This is a genomic window from Chryseobacterium elymi (genome assembly GCF_003385495.1).
Classification (GTDB): domain Bacteria; phylum Bacteroidota; class Bacteroidia; order Flavobacteriales; family Weeksellaceae; genus Chryseobacterium; species Chryseobacterium elymi.
Genome location: NZ_QNUH01000002.1, coordinates 316,919 through 334,810 on the forward strand (window position 1 = coordinate 316,919; position 17,892 = coordinate 334,810).

The 17,892-nt window shown below is 36.5% G+C and carries 13 protein-coding genes; all 13 read left to right on the top strand.

Annotation, left to right across the window (positions count from 1 at the left end; translation table 11 throughout):
• The first annotated feature begins 393 nt into the window (after window positions 1-393).
• The 13 genes from DRF60_RS03810 (at window position 394) to DRF60_RS03870 (ending at window position 17,809) form a co-directional block, all read left to right on the top strand.
• On the top strand, window positions 394-3,408 hold the full coding sequence (locus DRF60_RS03810; protein WP_116010793.1) for a SusC/RagA family TonB-linked outer membrane protein: 3,015 nt from the start codon (window positions 394-396) through the stop codon (window positions 3,406-3,408).
• A gap of 10 nt (window positions 3,409-3,418) precedes the next feature.
• Window positions 3,419-5,242 carry a RagB/SusD family nutrient uptake outer membrane protein gene (locus DRF60_RS03815; RefSeq protein WP_116010794.1) on the top strand — a complete coding sequence of 608 codons (1,824 nt, stop codon included), beginning with the start codon at window positions 3,419-3,421 and terminating at the stop codon, window positions 5,240-5,242.
• Between the two features lie 76 nt (window positions 5,243-5,318).
• Window positions 5,319-6,341 (top strand): pectinesterase family protein, encoded by a 1,023-nt coding sequence (locus DRF60_RS03820; protein ID WP_116010795.1) that lies wholly within the window; start codon window positions 5,319-5,321, stop codon window positions 6,339-6,341.
• A gap of 39 nt (window positions 6,342-6,380) precedes the next feature.
• The gene (locus DRF60_RS03825) at window positions 6,381-7,793 is read left to right on the top strand and encodes a pectate lyase family protein (protein ID WP_116010796.1); all 1,413 of its coding nucleotides are present in this window, start codon (window positions 6,381-6,383) and stop codon (window positions 7,791-7,793) included.
• A gap of 50 nt (window positions 7,794-7,843) precedes the next feature.
• Window positions 7,844-8,842, top strand: coding sequence for a DUF4861 family protein (locus DRF60_RS03830; protein ID WP_116010797.1), 999 nt, complete (start codon window positions 7,844-7,846; stop codon window positions 8,840-8,842).
• Between the two features lie 12 nt (window positions 8,843-8,854).
• Window positions 8,855-10,114 carry a glycoside hydrolase family 88/105 protein gene (locus DRF60_RS03835; protein ID WP_116010798.1) on the top strand — a complete coding sequence of 420 codons (1,260 nt, stop codon included), beginning with the start codon at window positions 8,855-8,857 and terminating at the stop codon, window positions 10,112-10,114.
• 120 nt (window positions 10,115-10,234) lie between these two features.
• Window positions 10,235-11,878 (top strand): glycoside hydrolase family 43 protein, encoded by a 1,644-nt coding sequence (locus DRF60_RS03840; protein WP_116010799.1) that lies wholly within the window; start codon window positions 10,235-10,237, stop codon window positions 11,876-11,878.
• Between the two features lie 71 nt (window positions 11,879-11,949).
• A complete protein-coding gene (locus DRF60_RS03845; protein ID WP_116010817.1) occupies window positions 11,950-12,795 on the top strand; it encodes a rhamnogalacturonan acetylesterase in 846 nt (281 codons plus the stop codon).
• Window position 12,796: 1 nt separating this feature from the next.
• Window positions 12,797-14,464 carry a glycoside hydrolase family 28 protein gene (locus DRF60_RS03850; RefSeq protein WP_116010800.1) on the top strand — a complete coding sequence of 556 codons (1,668 nt, stop codon included), beginning with the start codon at window positions 12,797-12,799 and terminating at the stop codon, window positions 14,462-14,464.
• A 15-nt stretch (window positions 14,465-14,479) separates the two neighbouring features.
• Window positions 14,480-15,391: an alpha/beta hydrolase gene (locus tag DRF60_RS03855; RefSeq protein WP_116010801.1), complete on the top strand. Its 912-nt coding sequence runs from the start codon at window positions 14,480-14,482 to the stop codon at window positions 15,389-15,391.
• A 37-nt stretch (window positions 15,392-15,428) separates the two neighbouring features.
• On the top strand, window positions 15,429-16,397 hold the full coding sequence (locus DRF60_RS03860; RefSeq protein ID WP_116010818.1) for a pectinesterase family protein: 969 nt from the start codon (window positions 15,429-15,431) through the stop codon (window positions 16,395-16,397).
• Between the two features lie 146 nt (window positions 16,398-16,543).
• Window positions 16,544-17,278: a rhamnogalacturonan acetylesterase gene (locus DRF60_RS03865; RefSeq protein WP_116010802.1), complete on the top strand. Its 735-nt coding sequence runs from the start codon at window positions 16,544-16,546 to the stop codon at window positions 17,276-17,278.
• Window positions 17,279-17,470: 192 nt separating this feature from the next.
• The gene (locus DRF60_RS03870) at window positions 17,471-17,809 is read left to right on the top strand and encodes a cupin domain-containing protein (RefSeq protein ID WP_116010803.1); all 339 of its coding nucleotides are present in this window, start codon (window positions 17,471-17,473) and stop codon (window positions 17,807-17,809) included.
• The last annotated feature ends 83 nt before the right edge of the window (window positions 17,810-17,892 follow it).

Sequence of the window (17,892 nt, forward strand, 5' to 3'; positions counted from 1 at the left end):
GACAAATTTTAAGCAAAATTTAAGTTTTAAAATGCTAAATAATAAGAGAAAATTTATTTTTAAACTTAAATTTTCAGCATATTTTAGATTAAACAAATAATTAGTTTACAGCGGTTTACATTGTAGCAAGTATCATTTTATTTATAAACTCGTCAGCTTTAAACAATCAAATTAATAAAAAAATAATATTTTTTTCTTTGCATATTGGAAAATAATATTAGTTTAGAAGCCAAGATATTTATCATGAAAATTTACGCAATCGATTGCACATTATAATGTGTAAATCTTTCAGGAAATATTTACCACTAAAATCAGTAGAATACTTACAAATCCACAAAACAAAAACGATTGAAAAAAACTTTCAACCAACAATTAAAATTATAAGGATACAAAATGGATAAAAGAGTACAATCAATAAAGTGGTTATATCTAACTGTTTTTATACTTCCTGTCCTTGGCATGGCTCAAGAAAAAGAAACAAAAAAGGAAAAAGATACCAAAATCGAAGAAGTGGTTTTGGTGGGTTATACTAAAGTTTCTAAAAAAGATGTTACCAATGCTGTTTCTTCGGTAAAAGCAGAAGCTATTAAAGATATGCCTTCCAATAATGCTGCAGAAGCCATCCAAGGCAGAATGGCGGGAGTTCAGGTTTCTTTAAGTGAAGGCTCACCCGGAGCTGATGTAGACATTGTAATCCGAGGAGGTAACTCCATTACCGGCAGTAATGCTCCGCTTTATATCGTAGACGGTGTTCAGATGGATAATGCACTATCTATTTTATCACCGAAAGAAATTGAATCTATTGAAGTTTTAAAAGACGCTTCTTCAACCAGTATTTACGGAGCCAGAGGAGCAAATGGTGTAGTTTTAATTACGACAAAAGGAGGACGTAAGAAGGCTAAAACATCTATTAATTATAATGGATTTTTAGGAGTGAGATCAATACAGAATACTATTGATGTACTAGATCCGTATCAATACGTGCTTTACCAATATGAGCTATACAACAGAGCGGGTATACAGACTGATGTTGATGCTTTTAAAACCAGATATGGGACCTTCGAAGAGTTAGGTAAATATAAAGATATTAAAAAAAGAGATTGGCAGGATGAAGTTTTTGGCAGAGAAGCATTCAACTTTACTCACAATCTTTCTGTTACAGGAGGATCTAATAATTCATCTTTCTCATTATCTTTAAATAATGTACATGAAGACGGAATCATGATTGGTTCCGGATTTAAAAGAAATATGGCTAATTTCAAATATGATTATGATATTTCAAAGAAATTAAGCCTTACTTTAAACGCAAGATACAGCAGACAAACTATTTTCGGATCAGGAACATCCTCTACAGGTTCGCAAAGCACCAACAGACTAAGAAATGCTGTAAGATATCAGCCCTTTGAAGGGGGATCTACAGTAATTGTTGATGAATTTGATCCTCTATTTGCAGATCAGACCAACCTGGTTAATCCTATTTTACTGGCCAATAATGAAATTAAAGAAAACGGCAGAAACGATCTGATGCTTAATGGAACTTTAGAATATAAAATCAATAAAGATTTTACATTCAGAAGTGTTATCGGCTATGTACAGAGAGATGAATTTGTCAATCAGTTCTCGGGTACGGTAACCAGCCTTGCAAGACAAAATAACGATCAGCCGGTGGTATTTCTTAGCAAAACCCAGACCAGAAGAATTACCAATACCAATACTTTAAATTTCAGAAAAACATTCGGAAGACATAAATTAGACTTATTGGCCGGGCAGGAAATCGTAAAAACTGATGGTGAATCATTAGCACTTAACATTAAATGGTTTCCAAAATCAATAAGTGCAGAAGAAGCATTTGCCAATATTCAGTCGGCATCGCCACCAAACGGATTGGTTCAGGATGCTCCAAAAGCAGGAAGAGTTCCGGACAGATTAGCTTCTTTCTTTGGAAGAGCCAACTATATTTTCAATAACAAATACATCCTTACCGCTTCCATGAGGGCAGACGGATCCAGTGTATTCGGGCCCGGAAACAGATGGGGATATTTTCCGGCAGCTTCTGCGGCATGGAAAATTGCTGAAGAAAATTTCTTAAAAGACAGCAAAACCATCAGCGAATTAAAACTTCGTGTAGGATACGGTTTATCCGGTAACAATAGGATTGGTTCTTTCTTATATGACACATTCTTTATTACCTCATCAGATTACGGATATGCCTTCGGAACCAATGTAACACCCGGTGCTACTACAGGTAATATTATGGCCAACAAAAACGTTAAATGGGAAACTGCAACTTCCAGAAATGCAGGTTTAGATTTCGGGCTATTTGAAGGAAAAGTATACGGTACACTTGATGTTTACCAGACCGATACAAAAGATCTTTTACTTCTGGCAAAAATCCCTCAGACTACAGGTTATGAATACCAATATCAAAACTCCGGAAGTACTACCAATAAAGGTATTGAATTCTCTGTAGGAAGTACAATCATTAACAAAGAAAACTTCACCTGGAAAATTGATGCCAATATTTCATCCAACAGAAATACAATCAAAAGCTTAGGAAATAATGCTTCTGCAAGTGCTAATTTTTACTACTATCCGTCCGGTTGGCAGAACAATCTGAATGATTTTTTAGTACAGGTTGGCAAACCGGTAGGTACTTATTGGGGATATGTTACGGCAGGAAGATATGAAATAAACGACTTTGATTATAATCCTACTACACAGGTTTATACATTAAAAGCCGGTATTCCGAGTGCCTCTGCTGCTGCAAACGGAGCAAAGCTCATACAACCCGGAGATCTTAAACTTCAGGATCTTAACAATGACGGCATTATTGATAATCAGGATATGACAGACCTGGGAAATGCCCAGCCTAAATTTTACGGAGGGTTCAATCAGACTTTTCGATACAAAAACTGGGATATGAGTTTAATGTTTAACTTCTCTGTAGGAAATAAAGTTTATAATGCCAACAAAATAGAATATTCTACGCAATATCTTTACAGAGATAATAATATGCTGGCAGAAGTCGCCGACAGATGGAGATGGTTTAATGATGCAGGGGTTAAAGTAAATGATCCTGCAGAATTGGCTGCACTAAATGCCAATACAACCATGTGGACTCCTCCCGCGGGTGCATATTTCTTGCACTCTTATGCAATCGAAGACGGATCTTTCCTTAGATTAAATAACGTTACGTTAGGATATTCTTTAGGTAAAGAATTTACTAAACAGCTGGGGCTTTCAAATTTCAGATTGTACTTTACAATGAACAATGTATTTACATTAACAGGATATTCCGGATATGATCCGGAAGCCAACACAAGAAGGAATCCTTTAACACCCGGTGTTGATTATGCAGCTTACCCGCGAAGCAGATTTATCTTATCAGGAGTTGATATAACTTTTTAAATCTAATATTATGAAAAAAAATAAATTTTTAGCTATTCTATTTTCCATTGTAGGATTGATATCTTTAAATTCATGTGAAGAATATCTGGATGTAGAAAGCTTATCTAATACAGCTGAAAAGCAGCAATTTGACTCCGCATCTGACACATTTTCAGCATTAGTGGGAGTTTATAATGCTACTATGGGTGATAATACCTATGGTCAGCGAATGAATCTTATCCTTACACAATCGGGAGACGACCTAAGAACTTCAGGGGATTACAATGCCAATGACCGAAGAGGAATCAGCTGCTTTGGTGCCATACCAACCAATACCGAACTTTTAAGACCTTTCTTAGATACTTATGCAGGAATTGAAAGAGCGAACCTTGTTATTAAAAATATTCCGATTTCTCCGGTATACCAAACAGGTTCTGCAGCAGACAAAAAATTAATGGACAGATATTTGGGTGAAGCTTTAACGCTGAGAGCCCAATTCTATTATGACCTTATTAAAAACTGGGGTGATGTTCCGTTTCAAGACGTCCCATCCGCAGACCTTCCGGATTTGTATCTTGCAAAAACAGACAGAGATGTTATTTACGATAAAATTCTGGATGACTTATTAAAAGCCGAAAGCTTAGTCCCTTGGAAATCAGAAGGCAACACAACAGCACAAAGAATATCAAAAGCTGCTGTAAAAGGGTTAAGAGCAAGAATTGCTTTAGCAAGAGCCGGATATTCCTTAAGAAGAAATCCACAACAGATGTTGCAAGGTACGAATCCACAAAAATATTACCAGATCGCTTACGACGAGTGTAAAGATATCATGAATTCCGGGCAGCATCAGCTGAATCCGAGCTATGAAGGCTTATTCAGATCATTGCATACCAATAGTCCCGATGCGACAAATGAGATTATATATGCTATAGGAGCATTCGGAGGAAACTCAAGAACGGACAGTAAAATCGGTTACTACAATGGTTTAAGACATGATGATACAGATTGGAAATCTTCAGGAGGCATCAATGCGATCCCTGTTTATTTTTATGAATTTACAAAATATGATTTAAGAAGAGACGTTAATATTGCGATCTTCAGGGTAAGCACTACAAAACAGGAAGAACTTCAAACAGCAATTAACTGGAATGACGGTAAATTCAGAAAATCCTGGACAAACATTACCGGAACTTCTCAGAACCTCGGGATCGACTGGCCGCTATTGAGATATGCAGATATTCTCCTAATGTTTGCTGAAGCCGATAATGAACTTCACAGTGGGCCGTCACAAGACGCCATTAATGCTGTTTTAGCGGTTAGGCAGAGAGCTTATGCAGGTAATTTAAGCCAAGTGGGAACTATTCCTACTTCTAAAAATGAATTCTTCAGTTTTATTGTTAAGGAAAGACAATTAGAATTCGGAGGGGAAGGACTTAGAAAATACGATTTGATCCGTTGGAATCTGCTAGAAACTAAAATTAACGAAACCAGACAGAAACTTACGCAGTTTATGAACGGTACTGGAGCTTATGCCAACATCCCTGAATATATTTTCTATAAAAAAGTAGCTTACACGCCTACAAAAACAGCTCAGCAAAATGTATTGGACATCGATTTTTATACTGCCAACGGAGTTACAAAGGCTGATGTTTTCTATAGCCCTAATCAAAGTGTGGCAACACCTTCCGGATATACAAAAGTAAACTGGAGGCTTGCCATAACTCAACCGTATATCAGTGGTGATCCTATCAAAAGTTATGCATATTACTTCCAGCCAAATAAAAAAGAATTGCTTCCAATAGCACTAGATGTAATTAATTCCAACTATAATCTTACACAGGATTATGGTTATTAGATAAAAGTTTCATATCAAAAAAATACAGGCTTACTCTCATAAAGAGAAGTCTGTATTTTAACTCAAAATTTATTTAATGAAAACTTCATTTTTTATTAAAAATTTTAAAACAATTTCAATATTTTCGATCGTATTGGTATGTCTTCTTTCTTTTAAAATCAATGATAAAACAATCGTGGTTTCAAAAAACGGGAAAGGCAATTTCACAACGTTACAGCAAGCCATTGATGCCATTGAAAATGGTTCTTCCAGAAAAACAAAAATTTTAATTAAAGCCGGAGTTTACAAAGAAAAAATTATCGTTCCTGAAACAAAAGGACCTATTTTAATTGAAGGAGAAAATCCTGAAAATATCATCATCACTTACGATGATTATGCTTCAAAAAAGAATCCGGATGGAAAAGAGATCGGAACAACAGGTTCGTCAACAGTTTTTATTTATTCAAGCGATTTTACAGCAAAAAATATTTCATTTGAAAACAGCTCAGGCAGAGTTGGGCAAGCGGTTGCGGTTTTAACCTCGGGTGACAGAATTACTTTTGAAAACTGCAGATTCTTAGGAAATCAGGATACCTTATATTTAAAAGGAGCGCAGGATTTAACAGATAAAACAAAACCCTCAAGAAATTACTTTAAAAACTGCTATATCGAAGGTACAACCGATTACATTTTCGGAGCCGGAACTGCCGTTTTTGAAAACTGTATAATTTACTCTAAAGAAACATCAAGCTATATCACAGCCGCCTCTACCCCACAGGAAAGCGAATTCGGATTTGTTTTTATTCAGTCTAAAATCATCGGAAATGCTAAAGAAAATTCCGTTTACTTAGGAAGACCCTGGAGACCTTTTGCCAAAACAGTTTACATTGATTGCGAGATGAATTCCACCATAAAACCGGAAGGATGGCACAACTGGAACAAACCAAATGCAGAAAAAACAACGTTTTACGCAGAATTTAATTCAAAAGGAACCGGTGCAGATGCTGGAAAAAGAATTTCGTGGTCACATCAGTTAACAAAACAAGAAAGCAAAAAATATACAACACAAAATATTCTCAAAGGAAAAGACCACTGGAACGCGAAAAAAAGTTTAAAATAGTTTAAATCAAAACACCAAAACGCTAAAAAGTTTTCAACCATGAAAAAACACTTCACAAAAATAATGACGATAGGGATTGTATGCGGAAGTTTGACTTTTGTGGAAGCTCAAAACGTTCTAAGTTTTCCCGGTGCAGAAGGTTTCGGAAGATACACAACCGGCGGACGTGGCGGCAAGGTTTATTTCGTGACAAAATTGACGGATGACGGTTCGGAAGGTACTTTGAGATATGCTTTAGACCAAAACGGGCCAAGATATATTGTTTTTAAAACAGGCGGTACGATTTACTTGGAATCACCACTAAAAATAAAAGAAGGTGATGTCACTATTGCCGGACAAACCGCTCCCGGAGACGGAATTACCGTTGCCAATTACGAAACTTTTGTCGCGGCAGATAATGTAATTATCCGCTATATGAGATTCAGGATGGGTGATTACAAAAAATATCAGGGTGATGCCTTTGGTGCACGATTTATCAAAAATCTCATGGTTGATCACTGCTCGATGAGCTGGTCTACGGATGAGACGGTTTCCATTTATGTCAACGAAAATACTACACTTCAATGGTGCGTAATTTCTGAAAGTTTGAGAAACTCTGCACACGAAAAAGGCACTCACGGATATGGCGGAATTGCAGGTGGAAAATTTGCCTCTTTTCATCATAACTTATACGCCCATCACGACAGCAGAACTCCCAGATTAGGGGAATATGCAGGAAGTAAATTTGCATTGACCGATTTTACCGATTTCAGGAATAATGCGATCTACAATTGGGGACACAACAATGTGTACGGAGGCGAAGGAATGAACGTGAATATCGTCAATAATTACTACAAACCCGGTCCTGCAACCACGATAAAACAACGGATTGTCGGCATCGATAAAAATAAAAAACCGGAAGCTGAAGTGTACAACATTTGGGGGAAATATTACATCAACGGAAATGTTATGGAAGGAAGCCCGGAAATCACGAAGGATAACTGGACGAAAGGTGTTTTTGGTCAGATGAAAGCTTATAATCTGACGGATGAAGATAAAAACTCCATAAAAATCAATCAGCCACACGATATTAAAGACAATGTGAAAACTCATTCTGCAGAAGAAGCCTATGAGAAAATTTTGCTGTTTGGAGGAGCAAGTTTGGTGAGAGATGCCGTTGATCTGCACGTTTTAAAAGATGCAAAAAATGGAAGTTTCACATACAAAGGTTCAAAAGGAAGTACCAACGGAATTATTGATTCTCAAAATGATGTCGGCGGATTTCCAACCTTAAACCCTGGAAACCCCCTCCCCGATTCAGATAACGACGGAATGCCCGATGAATGGGAAATTAAAAATAAATTAAACCCCAAGGTTGCCAATTCCAATGGACGTGATTTAGATAAAAACTACGATAATATTGAAGTATATTTTAACGATCTGGTAAAAAAAATAACCGAAAGACAATATTAATAACCATGAAAACTTTTAGTTAAAAACCAGCTATCTAATAAAAGAATATTATGAAATTCAGTGTGTTTAAAATAGTAATTGCAGGAGCATTTTTAAGTTCAACATGTTCTCTGGCTCAGGTTTCTGTGATTGAAAAAATTAAGAAAAATCCAAAAGCTCCCTTTTCTTATGCCGAACTTTCCATTAAAGAAGGCGGAAAATGGGAAGGCAATCAGTATGTTGGTGGAACTTTTAAAAATATTAATGAACTTGTACTCCCTGCCGAACATACAGATCATTCTTCTTACATCAGATATGAAGGTATCGGTCTGGAAAACAACCAGATCGGCTATAGATTATACTTAGACTGGAGAAATGCTACTGATATTTTTGGTAAAAAAGTAAATACTTTGGTTTTGCCTGAAGTCGGACAGGACGGTTTTGAATCTTATCATCATGACGCACCCTGGGGACAGGATATTTTGAAATCCGGTCGTACGATCGGTATTGGATCTTACGGAAGATATGACGAGCAGAATGATTTTGTTGAAACCTTTAAAATCGTAAAAAATACTGCCGTAAAAGTCAATAATGAAAAAGAGCAATCTTATGCCACCATCAATTACAAAGGCTGGAAAACTTGGGGTGATGCCATAGATTTACAGTCAAAACTGACGATTTTTAATAAAGACCGTTTTGTAAAAGTAGATTTAAACTTAACCAACACCATTTCAGGATTATGTACCGGGATTGTTGCCATTAAAAATATTCCGGTGAAACAGGGAATCAGCAAAAATAAAAAATGGGCCTACATAGCCACTTACGGCAATCAAACAGAAACCAAAAAAGATGATAATTTAGGAATGGCTGTCTTCTATCCTCTCGAAAGTTTTGACAAATATGTAAAAACAAAATCCACTCATACCGTGGTCTTCAAGAAAACAAAGAGCATTTCTTATTACTTTTTGGGAGCCTGGTCACTGGAACCAAACGGCTTGAAGACAGAAGAAGCATTTTATCAGGATTTGGATAAAAAACTGGACATTTTAGATAAAACTCACCAACTTTAAAGTTTACAATAAATGAATTTTATTAACCATAAAGTTAAAATATATACACTCACGATTTTGGGATCAGGGATTTTGTTGGCATGTACACAAACAAGGCAGACCGCTCAGCCAAAAGCAATTATTGAAAATTCAAAATCAGGTAAAATAGTTCCGTTGAATTTGAAATGGTCAGAAAGAATGCTGCTTTCAGAAATGAATCGTTTTCCTGAAGCCTGGATGCTTGATTATAATAAGGCTCCAAAATGGAGCTATCCCACCGCCATAGTTTTAGAAGGAGCAAAAAACATTTACCTAAAAACTGGAAATAAAGAATATTATAACTACATCTCAAGGTTCGGCGATACGATGGTAAAAGAAGACGGAAACATCATTTCCTATGATCTTTCAAAGTATAATATTGATATGCTGAATTGCGGTAATGTTCTGCTTTATCTTTATCAGCAAGAGAAAAAGGATAAATATCTGAAAGCTTTACAAACGCTTCGTTCTCAAATTGACGGACAACCAAGAACTTCAGAAGGTGGATTCTGGCATAAGAAAATTTACCCAAGCCAAATGTGGCTAGACGGCCTTTATATGGGCGAACCGTTTTATGCACATTATACCCGCGACTTTTCAAAAGGTATGGACGCAGAAAAGGCTTACAATGATATTATTAATCAGTTTGATTTAATTCAAAAAAATCTTTTAGATAAAAGAACAGGTTTGCTGTATCATGCCTGGGATGAAAGCAGAGAACAAGCCTGGGCAGACAAAAATACAGGACTTTCACCCAATTTCTGGTCCAGAGCAATGGGATGGTACGGAATGGCAATCGTAGATGTGCTTGATTATTTTCCTAAAAATCATCCGGGAAGAGCAAAACTAATTTCATATTTAAAATCTTACTGTGATGCCGTCATTAAAGTTCAGGACAAACAAACCGGGCTTTGGTATCAGGTGTTAGATAAAGGCGGTGAAAAAGGAAATTATTTGGAAGCCACGGGCTCATCCATGTTTGTATACACAATGATAAAATCCGTCAACAAAGGATATCTGACAAAGGCATATAAAAAATATGCAGAAAAAGGCTATGCCGGCATTATCAAAAATTTAATTACAGTTGATGAAAACGGAGTGGTAAATTTAAACAGATGCTGCGCAGTTGCTGGTTTAGGCGGAAATCCTTACAGAGATGGTTCTTACGAATATTATGTGAATGAAGAAATTCGGTCCAATGACCCGAAAGGAACAGGGCCTTTCATTTTGGCAAGCTTAGAATTTGAGAAATAAAAACACTCACCCTTTGCTGAGTGAAATGCCCTTGCGAGCTTAAAAACAGTATTAATTTAAGAAAATCCTTGCGCTCTTTGCATTAAAAATTTACTAACTACAATAAATGAATCTGATTTAATGAAGACAAAAAGCATTTTAAATATAGCCGTAATTTCAGCACTTTCAGTTGCGTCAACATATCTCAATGCGCAGGAAAAAAACTATGTTTCCGAAGTTTGGACAGCCGATCAGGGAAAAAATTACAGAAATCCGATTTTGTATGCAGATTATTCCGATCCAGACGTGATTCGTGTTGGTGAAAATTATTATATGACCGCTTCAAGCTTTAACGAAGCTCCAGGATTGCCTATTCTCCATTCAAAAGATATGATCAACTGGAAATTAGTGAATTATGCACTTCCGGAGGTCCTTCCCAAAGAACATTTTTCAATACCCAAAAGAGGTGACGGAGTTTGGGCACCGAGTATCAGATTCCATAAAGGTGAATTCTATATCTATTGGGGCGACCCCGATTTTGGAATTTATATGGTAAAAACCAAAGATCCGCTGGGAGCTTGGGAAAAACCCGTTTTGGTGATGGAGGGGAAAGGCTTGATCGATTCTTGCCCGTTCTGGGATGATGATGGAAATGCGTATTTAGTTCATGGTTGGGCAGGAAGCCGCGCAGGCGTTAAAAGTTTACTTTCAGTGAATAAAATGAATCCGGAAGGAACAAAAGTGTTGGATAAGGGTGTTCATATTTTTGATGGTCATGACGCTCATCCAACCGTTGAGGGCCCGAAATTTTACAAAAGAAACAGCTACTACTATATTTTTGCACCTGCAGGCGGAGTGGCAACAGGTTGGCAATTGGTACTAAGGTCAAAAAATATTTATGGTCCCTATGAAGAAAAAGTTGTTTTAGAACAGGGTTCAACAAAAATCAACGGACCTCATCAGGGAGCCTGGGTTGATACACCTGCAGGTGATGATTGGTTTTACCATTTTCAGGATGTAGATGCGGGCGGAAGAATCGTTCATTTACAGCCGATGAAATGGGAAAAAGACTGGCCTGTCATCGGAATCGACAATAATAAAAACGGAATTGGTGAACCGGTCTTAACCTATAAAAAACCAAATATTGGTCAAGCCTATCCTGTTGTTACACCTCCCGAAACGGATGAATTTGATGGTGAAAAATTAGGCATGCAATGGCAATGGAGCGCGAACGAAAATATTGTCTGGTCCTCCAAACTTCCCGGACAGAAATTTTTAAGATTATTTTCCATGAAAGTTTCTGAAGGAGAAAAAAATCTCTGGAACGTTCCGAATTTATTAACTCAAAAGTTCCCGGCACCAAATTTTACAGCTTCCACGAAAGTAAAATTAACTCCGGAAGATGCTCAAGAAGGAAAAACTGCAGGACTTTTGGTAATGGGATTAGACCATGAATCCATCGTTATTACTAATAAACCGGACGGATATTATTTACAGCTAAAAAGAGCCGAAAAAGCGGATAAAGGAGGTGAAGAAAAGATTTTGTTTGAAACAAAACTAAAAAGAAACGAAGCTTATTTAAAAGTAAATGTTACCGAACCAAATGGATTATGCCAGTTCAGCTACAGCGAAAACGGAAAAAACTTTACAAAAGTTGGTGACATTTTTCAGGCAAAACCTGGAAAATGGATTGGTGCCAAAGTCGGTTTATACAGTATAAGCACAGCAAAAGCCCCTCGTGGAGGATATGCGGATTTTGACTGGTTTAGAATTACTAAAAATTAAACTTTGAAGTTCCCTAATCTAAACCTTATAGGTTTTAAAAATCTATAAGGTTTATGGAAAAATTAAAATCAATGACAAAAAAAATATACAAGATACTTTCATTTTTATTCGCTGCTGTGCTGTTGTCTGCCTGTCAGTCACAGAAAGGAACCCCAAAAACAACAGTAAAAAACCATAAAAAAGTCACGCATATTTATCTTATCGGAGACTCCACAATGGCAGATTATACGGGGAACTACGAACCGGGAAAAGATTATATGAAAGTCCGTTATCCTATTACAGGTTGGGGACAGGTTTTTCAACCGTTTTTTGTGAAAGACAGCCTGGCTTTTTTGAGACCTGACATCACAACAGACTCTGTTGTCATTATCGATAGAGCGCATGGCGGAAGAAGTACCCGAACTTTTTTTCAGGAAGGAAGATGGAGATATGTGTACGAACATTTGCAGCCGAATGATTATGTTATCATGCAATTTGGTCATAACGACAGCTCGGAAAAACATACAGAACGGTATGTAAATATTGAAGGATTTAAAGAATTTTTAAGATTATTTGTGACCCAGACCAAACAAAAAGGAGGAAATCCAATCATCTTGACACCCGTAGCCAGAAATTATCCCTGGAAAGACGGAAAACTTGAAAATGTACATGGAGAATACTGGCAGGCTCCAATCGATATTGCCAAAGAAATGAATGTTCCTTATATTGATTTAAACAAATTGTCCATGGACTATTTTACGAAAAAAGGACAGGATTTTACCACAAATCACTATTTCATGAATCTTCCGGAAAACGTGTATGAAGCTTATCCAAAAGGTCAAAAAGACAACACCCATTTCCAACCGGAAGGCGCAAAAGTGGTGGCATCGATTGTTTATCAGGAATTCAAAAAAATAATTAAAACTCAAAAAAAATAAAATGAAGAAGTCTCTCAAAGTTATCGGTCTGGCTGCAGCCATGATGTTTTCAGGGCACATATATGCTCAGAACCTGGATATTTATAAAAATATTGAGTTTAAAATGCCTCAGGTTGCGGAAACTTCTTTTCCCGCAAACACGGTCTCCATCACACAGTTTGGCGGAATTGCGGGTGGAAATGTAAAAAATACAGAAGCTTTCAAAAAAGCAATTGAGAATTTAAGTAAAAAAGGCGGCGGAAAACTGGTTGTTCCCCGCGGAATGTGGCTCACAGGCCCTATAGAGCTGAAAAGCAACATCAATCTTCATGTAGAAGAAGGAGCATTCATCATATTCAGCAAAGACAAAAATGATTATCCTTTGGTTGATGTAAGTTTTGAGGGACTAAACACAGTTCGTTGTCAGTCGCCAATTTTTGCAAGAAATGCTAACAACATTGCCATCACGGGAAAAGGAGTAATCGACGGCAGTGGTGATGCCTGGAGGGCCATCAAAAAAGGAAAAGTATCTGAATCTGAATGGAAAGAAATTGTAAAATCCGGTGGAATCTTATCTTCCGACGGTAAAACCTGGTATCCTTCAGAAAGTTATAAAAAAGGATTTGAAAGCAGTTCAAATTTTAATGTTCCTGATAAAATTTCTAAAGAAGAGCTAAAATCGGTTAAAGATTTTCTTCGTCCTGTAATGGTAAGTCTGGTGGGTTGCGACAAAGTTTTGCTGGACGGTCCCACTTTCCAGAATTCCCCGGCCTGGAACCTTCATCCGTTAATGTGTTCGAATGTAATTTTAAGAAATCTTACCGTTAGAAATCCTTGGTTTTCACAAAACGGTGACGGTGTAGATCTGGAATCCTGTAAAAATGTTTTGATTTACGATAACACATTTGATGTTGGTGACGATGCGATTTGCATTAAATCAGGAAAAAATGAAGACGGGAGAAAAAGAAATATGCCGACTGAAAATGTCATCATTAAAAATAATGTTGTGTACCACGGTCATGGAGGTTTCGTCGTAGGAAGTGAAATGTCGGGTGGAGCGAGAAATATTCACGTTTCCGACTGTACTTTCATCGGAACGGATATTGGTCTTCGGTTCAAAACTACCCGCGGAAGAGGTGGAATCGTCGAAAATATTTACATCAAAAATATCGATATGATTAATATCCCAACTCAGGTAATCGGATTCAATATGTTCTATGAAGGCGCTTCACCGGTTTTGGAAGACGGACAGAAGAAAGAAGGCAACAACACCCCGGAAAAGGTTTATCCCGTAACAGATGAAACTCCTGTTTTTAGAAATATTTTCTTTAAAAACATCAATGCAGTTAATTCTTATGAAGCGATTACATTGTTCGGTTTAGCAGAAATGAATCTTAAAAATATCGTGATTGAAGATTCTCAGTTTGACACGAAAAAAGCTTTAACAATAGTAGATGCAGACGGAATTCAACTAAAAAATGTGAAGCTGAAATATGCTGAAGGAACAGGAGCAACGGTTTACAACAGTAAAAACATCAACCTTTCAACGGTAAAATTTGAATCTGCAAACAAACCTTACATTAAGGTTTTAGGAAACAAAACAGGAGCAGTATTATTGCCGAAAGAAATAACGTCCGATAAAAATTTACTTTCTATTGGAACGGAGGTAGCTAAAAATGCAGTTAAATAAAAATTCCATAAGTGAATGATTTTTAACAGAAAACATACTTATATTTCTATTTTTTTAATGGGAGGAACATTAGCATTCGGCCAGATTCAACGGCCGAATGCGACTCCTTATACCAACGAATTGACTTTTGAAAAATTAAAGAAAAAAAATCCTTTTATTACTCCGATAGATCGACCGGTTCCGCAAAATATCGGGATTGATAAAGATATAGAATATGCAAACATCAACGGTCTCTCATTAAAAGCAGACGTTTATTATCCTCTTGATAAAACAACAAAACACCCCGGGATTGCAATGGTGCACGGTGGCGGATGGATTTCGGGAGATAAAGAAAATGAAAAATTCATGGCAATGGAATTAGCCTCAAAAGGGTATGTCGCAATCGCAGTCGGCTATCGGTTGGCTGATGTTGCAAAATATCCCGCCGGAATTGAAGATATTGAAAAAGCTATTCATTGGCTAAAGAAAAACAGAAAAAAATATTATTTAGATCGAAATAGAATGGTGGTTTTTGGCGAATCGGCTGGAGCACAAATGGCGACTTTGGTTGGTGTTAAGAAAAAGAATAAAATTAAGGCAATCATCAATATTGATGGAATTGTTTCATTTATTCATCCCGAAGCTGAAGAAAGCATTTACGCTTCCTATTGGTTGGGTGGCGACAGAAATATCAATTTGAAAAACTGGACAGAGGCTTCACCTCTGGAATATGTGGACAAAAATACGCCTCCTACCCTTTTCGTCAACAGCTCTCAGCCCCGATTCCATGCCGGAAGAGACGATATGATGAAGAAATTAAAGAACCATAATATTCCTACTGAGTTTCATGAAATTAAAGATTCTCCGCATTCATTTTGGAGCGCAGAACCATGGTTTACAGAAACATTGAATTATACTGTTGACTTTTTAAATAAAGTTTTGAAATAGATTAAGATTGAGATTGACCAGCTTTAAAGTAAATTTCATGAAAAAAATACTCCTAATTCTGTTTATTTCTATTGCTAATTTTCTCATGGCAGGAAATGATCCGTACATTAAAATTACTGTGGCTAAAGACGGAAGCGGAGATTTTACATCGATTCAAAAAGCAATTAATTCAGTAAGAGATTTAGGACCTGCAGAAGCACTAATTTTCATTAAATCGGGAACTTATAATGAAAAAATCACAATCCCTTCTTCAAAACATAAAATTACAGTAGAAGGTGAAAATAAGGACAATACCATTATCACCAATAATGACTTTTCAGGAAAATCAGATGCATTTAATGAAAAAATGACAACGTTCAATTCTTATACTTTGCTGGTGATGGGTGATGATATTAAAATCAGTAATTTAACGGTTCAAAACAGCTCTTGTAACAAAGGGCAGGCAGTTTCTCTGCATGTAGAAGGCGATCGTTTTGTGATTAAAAATTCTAAAATTCTGGGTTGTCAGGACACTGTTTATTCCGCTACCAATCACAGCAGACAATATTTTGAAAACTGTTATATCGAAGGAACAACAGACTTTATTTTTGGTCAGGCAACGGTTATTTTTAAGAATTGTACGATTAAAAGTTTAGCCGATTCTTACATCACCGCAGCCGCAACGGAAGCCAACAAGCGATATGGTTTTGTTTTTTTCGATTGTCAATTAATTGCTAAGGAAGGTATCACAAAAGTATATTTGGGAAGGCCTTGGAGACCTTACTCCAAAACAGTTTTCATCAATACAGAAATGGGAAAACACATCTTACCCGAAGGCTGGAACCCATGGAAAGGTGATAAAATGTTTCCTGATAAAGAAAAAACAGCATATTATGCAGAATTTAGAAGCAAGGGTGAAGGTGGAAATGTTTCAAAGCGTGTAAAATGGTCGCATCAATTAACAAAAAAAGATTTGAAAAAATATACTATTGAAAAAATATTTGATGGATGGAATCCTAATACATAATTAATGAGAGGCTTGGATAGGGCTCAACATGCCATTGCTCCTACTAAGTGTTTAATGACAATTAATTAGTGTTTTTACCGGTGTGCAATGCTGAGCTTGTCGAAGTATCTTAAAAAGTTTAATATCAATAAAACTTAATTTAAAAAATGAAAAAAATTCTTCTAATCACGTCCGTTTTTTTATCAATATTGACATGTGCACAAAAACCAACATTATTCTTAATTGGAGACTCCACCATGGCCAACAAGGAAAATCCGGATAAGAATCCGGAACATGGTTGGGGACAAATGCTTCCGCCATTAATGACTGCGAAGATTGAAATTCAAAATCATGCAACAAATGGCAGAAGCTCAAAAAGCTTCAGAACAGAAGGCAGATGGGATAAAGTGATGAAACAGCTTAAAAAAGGAGATTTTGTGATCATTCAATTCGGGCATAACGACCAAAAGGTAAATGATTCTTTGCGTTTTACCAATCCATATACTCAATACAAAGCTAATCTGGAAAGATATGTGAATGAGGTAAGAGCAAAAGGCGCAACTCCAATTCTGATGACCTCAATTGTGAGGAGAAATTTCAATGAAAACGGAGTATTGGTGGATACCCATAAAGAATATCCTTTGGTTGTAAGAATGGTTGCCAATGATTTAAAAGTTCCGTTTGTTGATTTACAATTATTATCAGAGCAACTGGAGATTTCTTATGGTCCGGAAAGTTCAATGAAGCTGCATCTGCATTATAAAAAGGGTGATGAAGCCTATTACCCGGAAGGTAAAGATGATGATACTCATTTGTCAAAACTGGGAGCTGAATCTATTGCAAAACTGGCAGTTGCTTCTTTGAAAAATATGAAAACCGGATTGGAAAAATATATTAAATAACAAAATTTTTACGCAGAGTTTGTCATTAGAGCACAAACTGAAGGATTTGTGAACAAAGTTCAGAAGTAAAGCGTGGCATCTAAACCCTCTTTATAAAGGTGAGAAAATTCCTACCGAATGACAAAGAGAATGCAAAAAGCTCTTAGATGATTCAGCAGATTCTGCAAGAATTTAATTCAAAAAAAAATAAACATGGACTTAAAAAAAGAACCATTCTTTAACGGAAACTCTGGGTGGGATAGTTTAGGAAACGGTGTTTCAAGACAGTTTGTTGGGTACAATTCTCAGGTAATGATGGTGATTGTAAAATTTGAGAAAGATGCTGTTGGAGCTCTACACCAGCATTTTCATTCGCAGATCACTTATGTTGCTTCCGGAAAGTTTGAAGTCACTGTAGATGGTGAAACAAAAGTTCTGCATGAAGGAGATGGGTTTTTCGCACAGCCCAATATTATTCATGGGGTAAAATGCCTTGAACAAGGTCAGTTAATTGATGTCTTTGCACCTTTCAGAGAGGATTTCCTTATCTAAGTTTATAATTTATTATTAAAACAACAAAATGCAACCGATTAATTAAATAAAATATACAGTATTGTAATTATATAAATATAGAT

Excerpts from the sequence above, each read along its gene's own strand:
- DRF60_RS03825 (WP_116010796.1), top strand. The coding sequence starts at position 6,381 with ATGAAAAAACACTTCACAAAAATAATGACGATAGGGATTGTATGCGGA.
- DRF60_RS03815 (WP_116010794.1), top strand. The coding sequence starts at position 3,419 with ATGAAAAAAAATAAATTTTTAGCTATTCTATTTTCCATTGTAGGATTG.
- DRF60_RS03870 (WP_116010803.1), top strand. The coding sequence starts at position 17,471 with ATGGACTTAAAAAAAGAACCATTCTTTAACGGAAACTCTGGGTGGGAT.
- DRF60_RS03860 (WP_116010818.1), top strand. The coding sequence starts at position 15,429 with ATGAAAAAAATACTCCTAATTCTGTTTATTTCTATTGCTAATTTTCTC.
- DRF60_RS03850 (WP_116010800.1), top strand. The coding sequence starts at position 12,797 with ATGAAGAAGTCTCTCAAAGTTATCGGTCTGGCTGCAGCCATGATGTTT.
- DRF60_RS03840 (WP_116010799.1), top strand. The coding sequence starts at position 10,235 with ATGAAGACAAAAAGCATTTTAAATATAGCCGTAATTTCAGCACTTTCA.
- DRF60_RS03835 (WP_116010798.1), top strand. The coding sequence starts at position 8,855 with ATGAATTTTATTAACCATAAAGTTAAAATATATACACTCACGATTTTG.
- DRF60_RS03855 (WP_116010801.1), top strand. The coding sequence starts at position 14,480 with ATGATTTTTAACAGAAAACATACTTATATTTCTATTTTTTTAATGGGA.
- DRF60_RS03845 (WP_116010817.1), top strand. The coding sequence starts at position 11,950 with ATGACAAAAAAAATATACAAGATACTTTCATTTTTATTCGCTGCTGTG.
- DRF60_RS03865 (WP_116010802.1), top strand. The coding sequence starts at position 16,544 with ATGAAAAAAATTCTTCTAATCACGTCCGTTTTTTTATCAATATTGACA.
- DRF60_RS03810 (WP_116010793.1), top strand. The coding sequence starts at position 394 with ATGGATAAAAGAGTACAATCAATAAAGTGGTTATATCTAACTGTTTTT.
- DRF60_RS03820 (WP_116010795.1), top strand. The coding sequence starts at position 5,319 with ATGAAAACTTCATTTTTTATTAAAAATTTTAAAACAATTTCAATATTT.
- DRF60_RS03830 (WP_116010797.1), top strand. The coding sequence starts at position 7,844 with ATGAAATTCAGTGTGTTTAAAATAGTAATTGCAGGAGCATTTTTAAGT.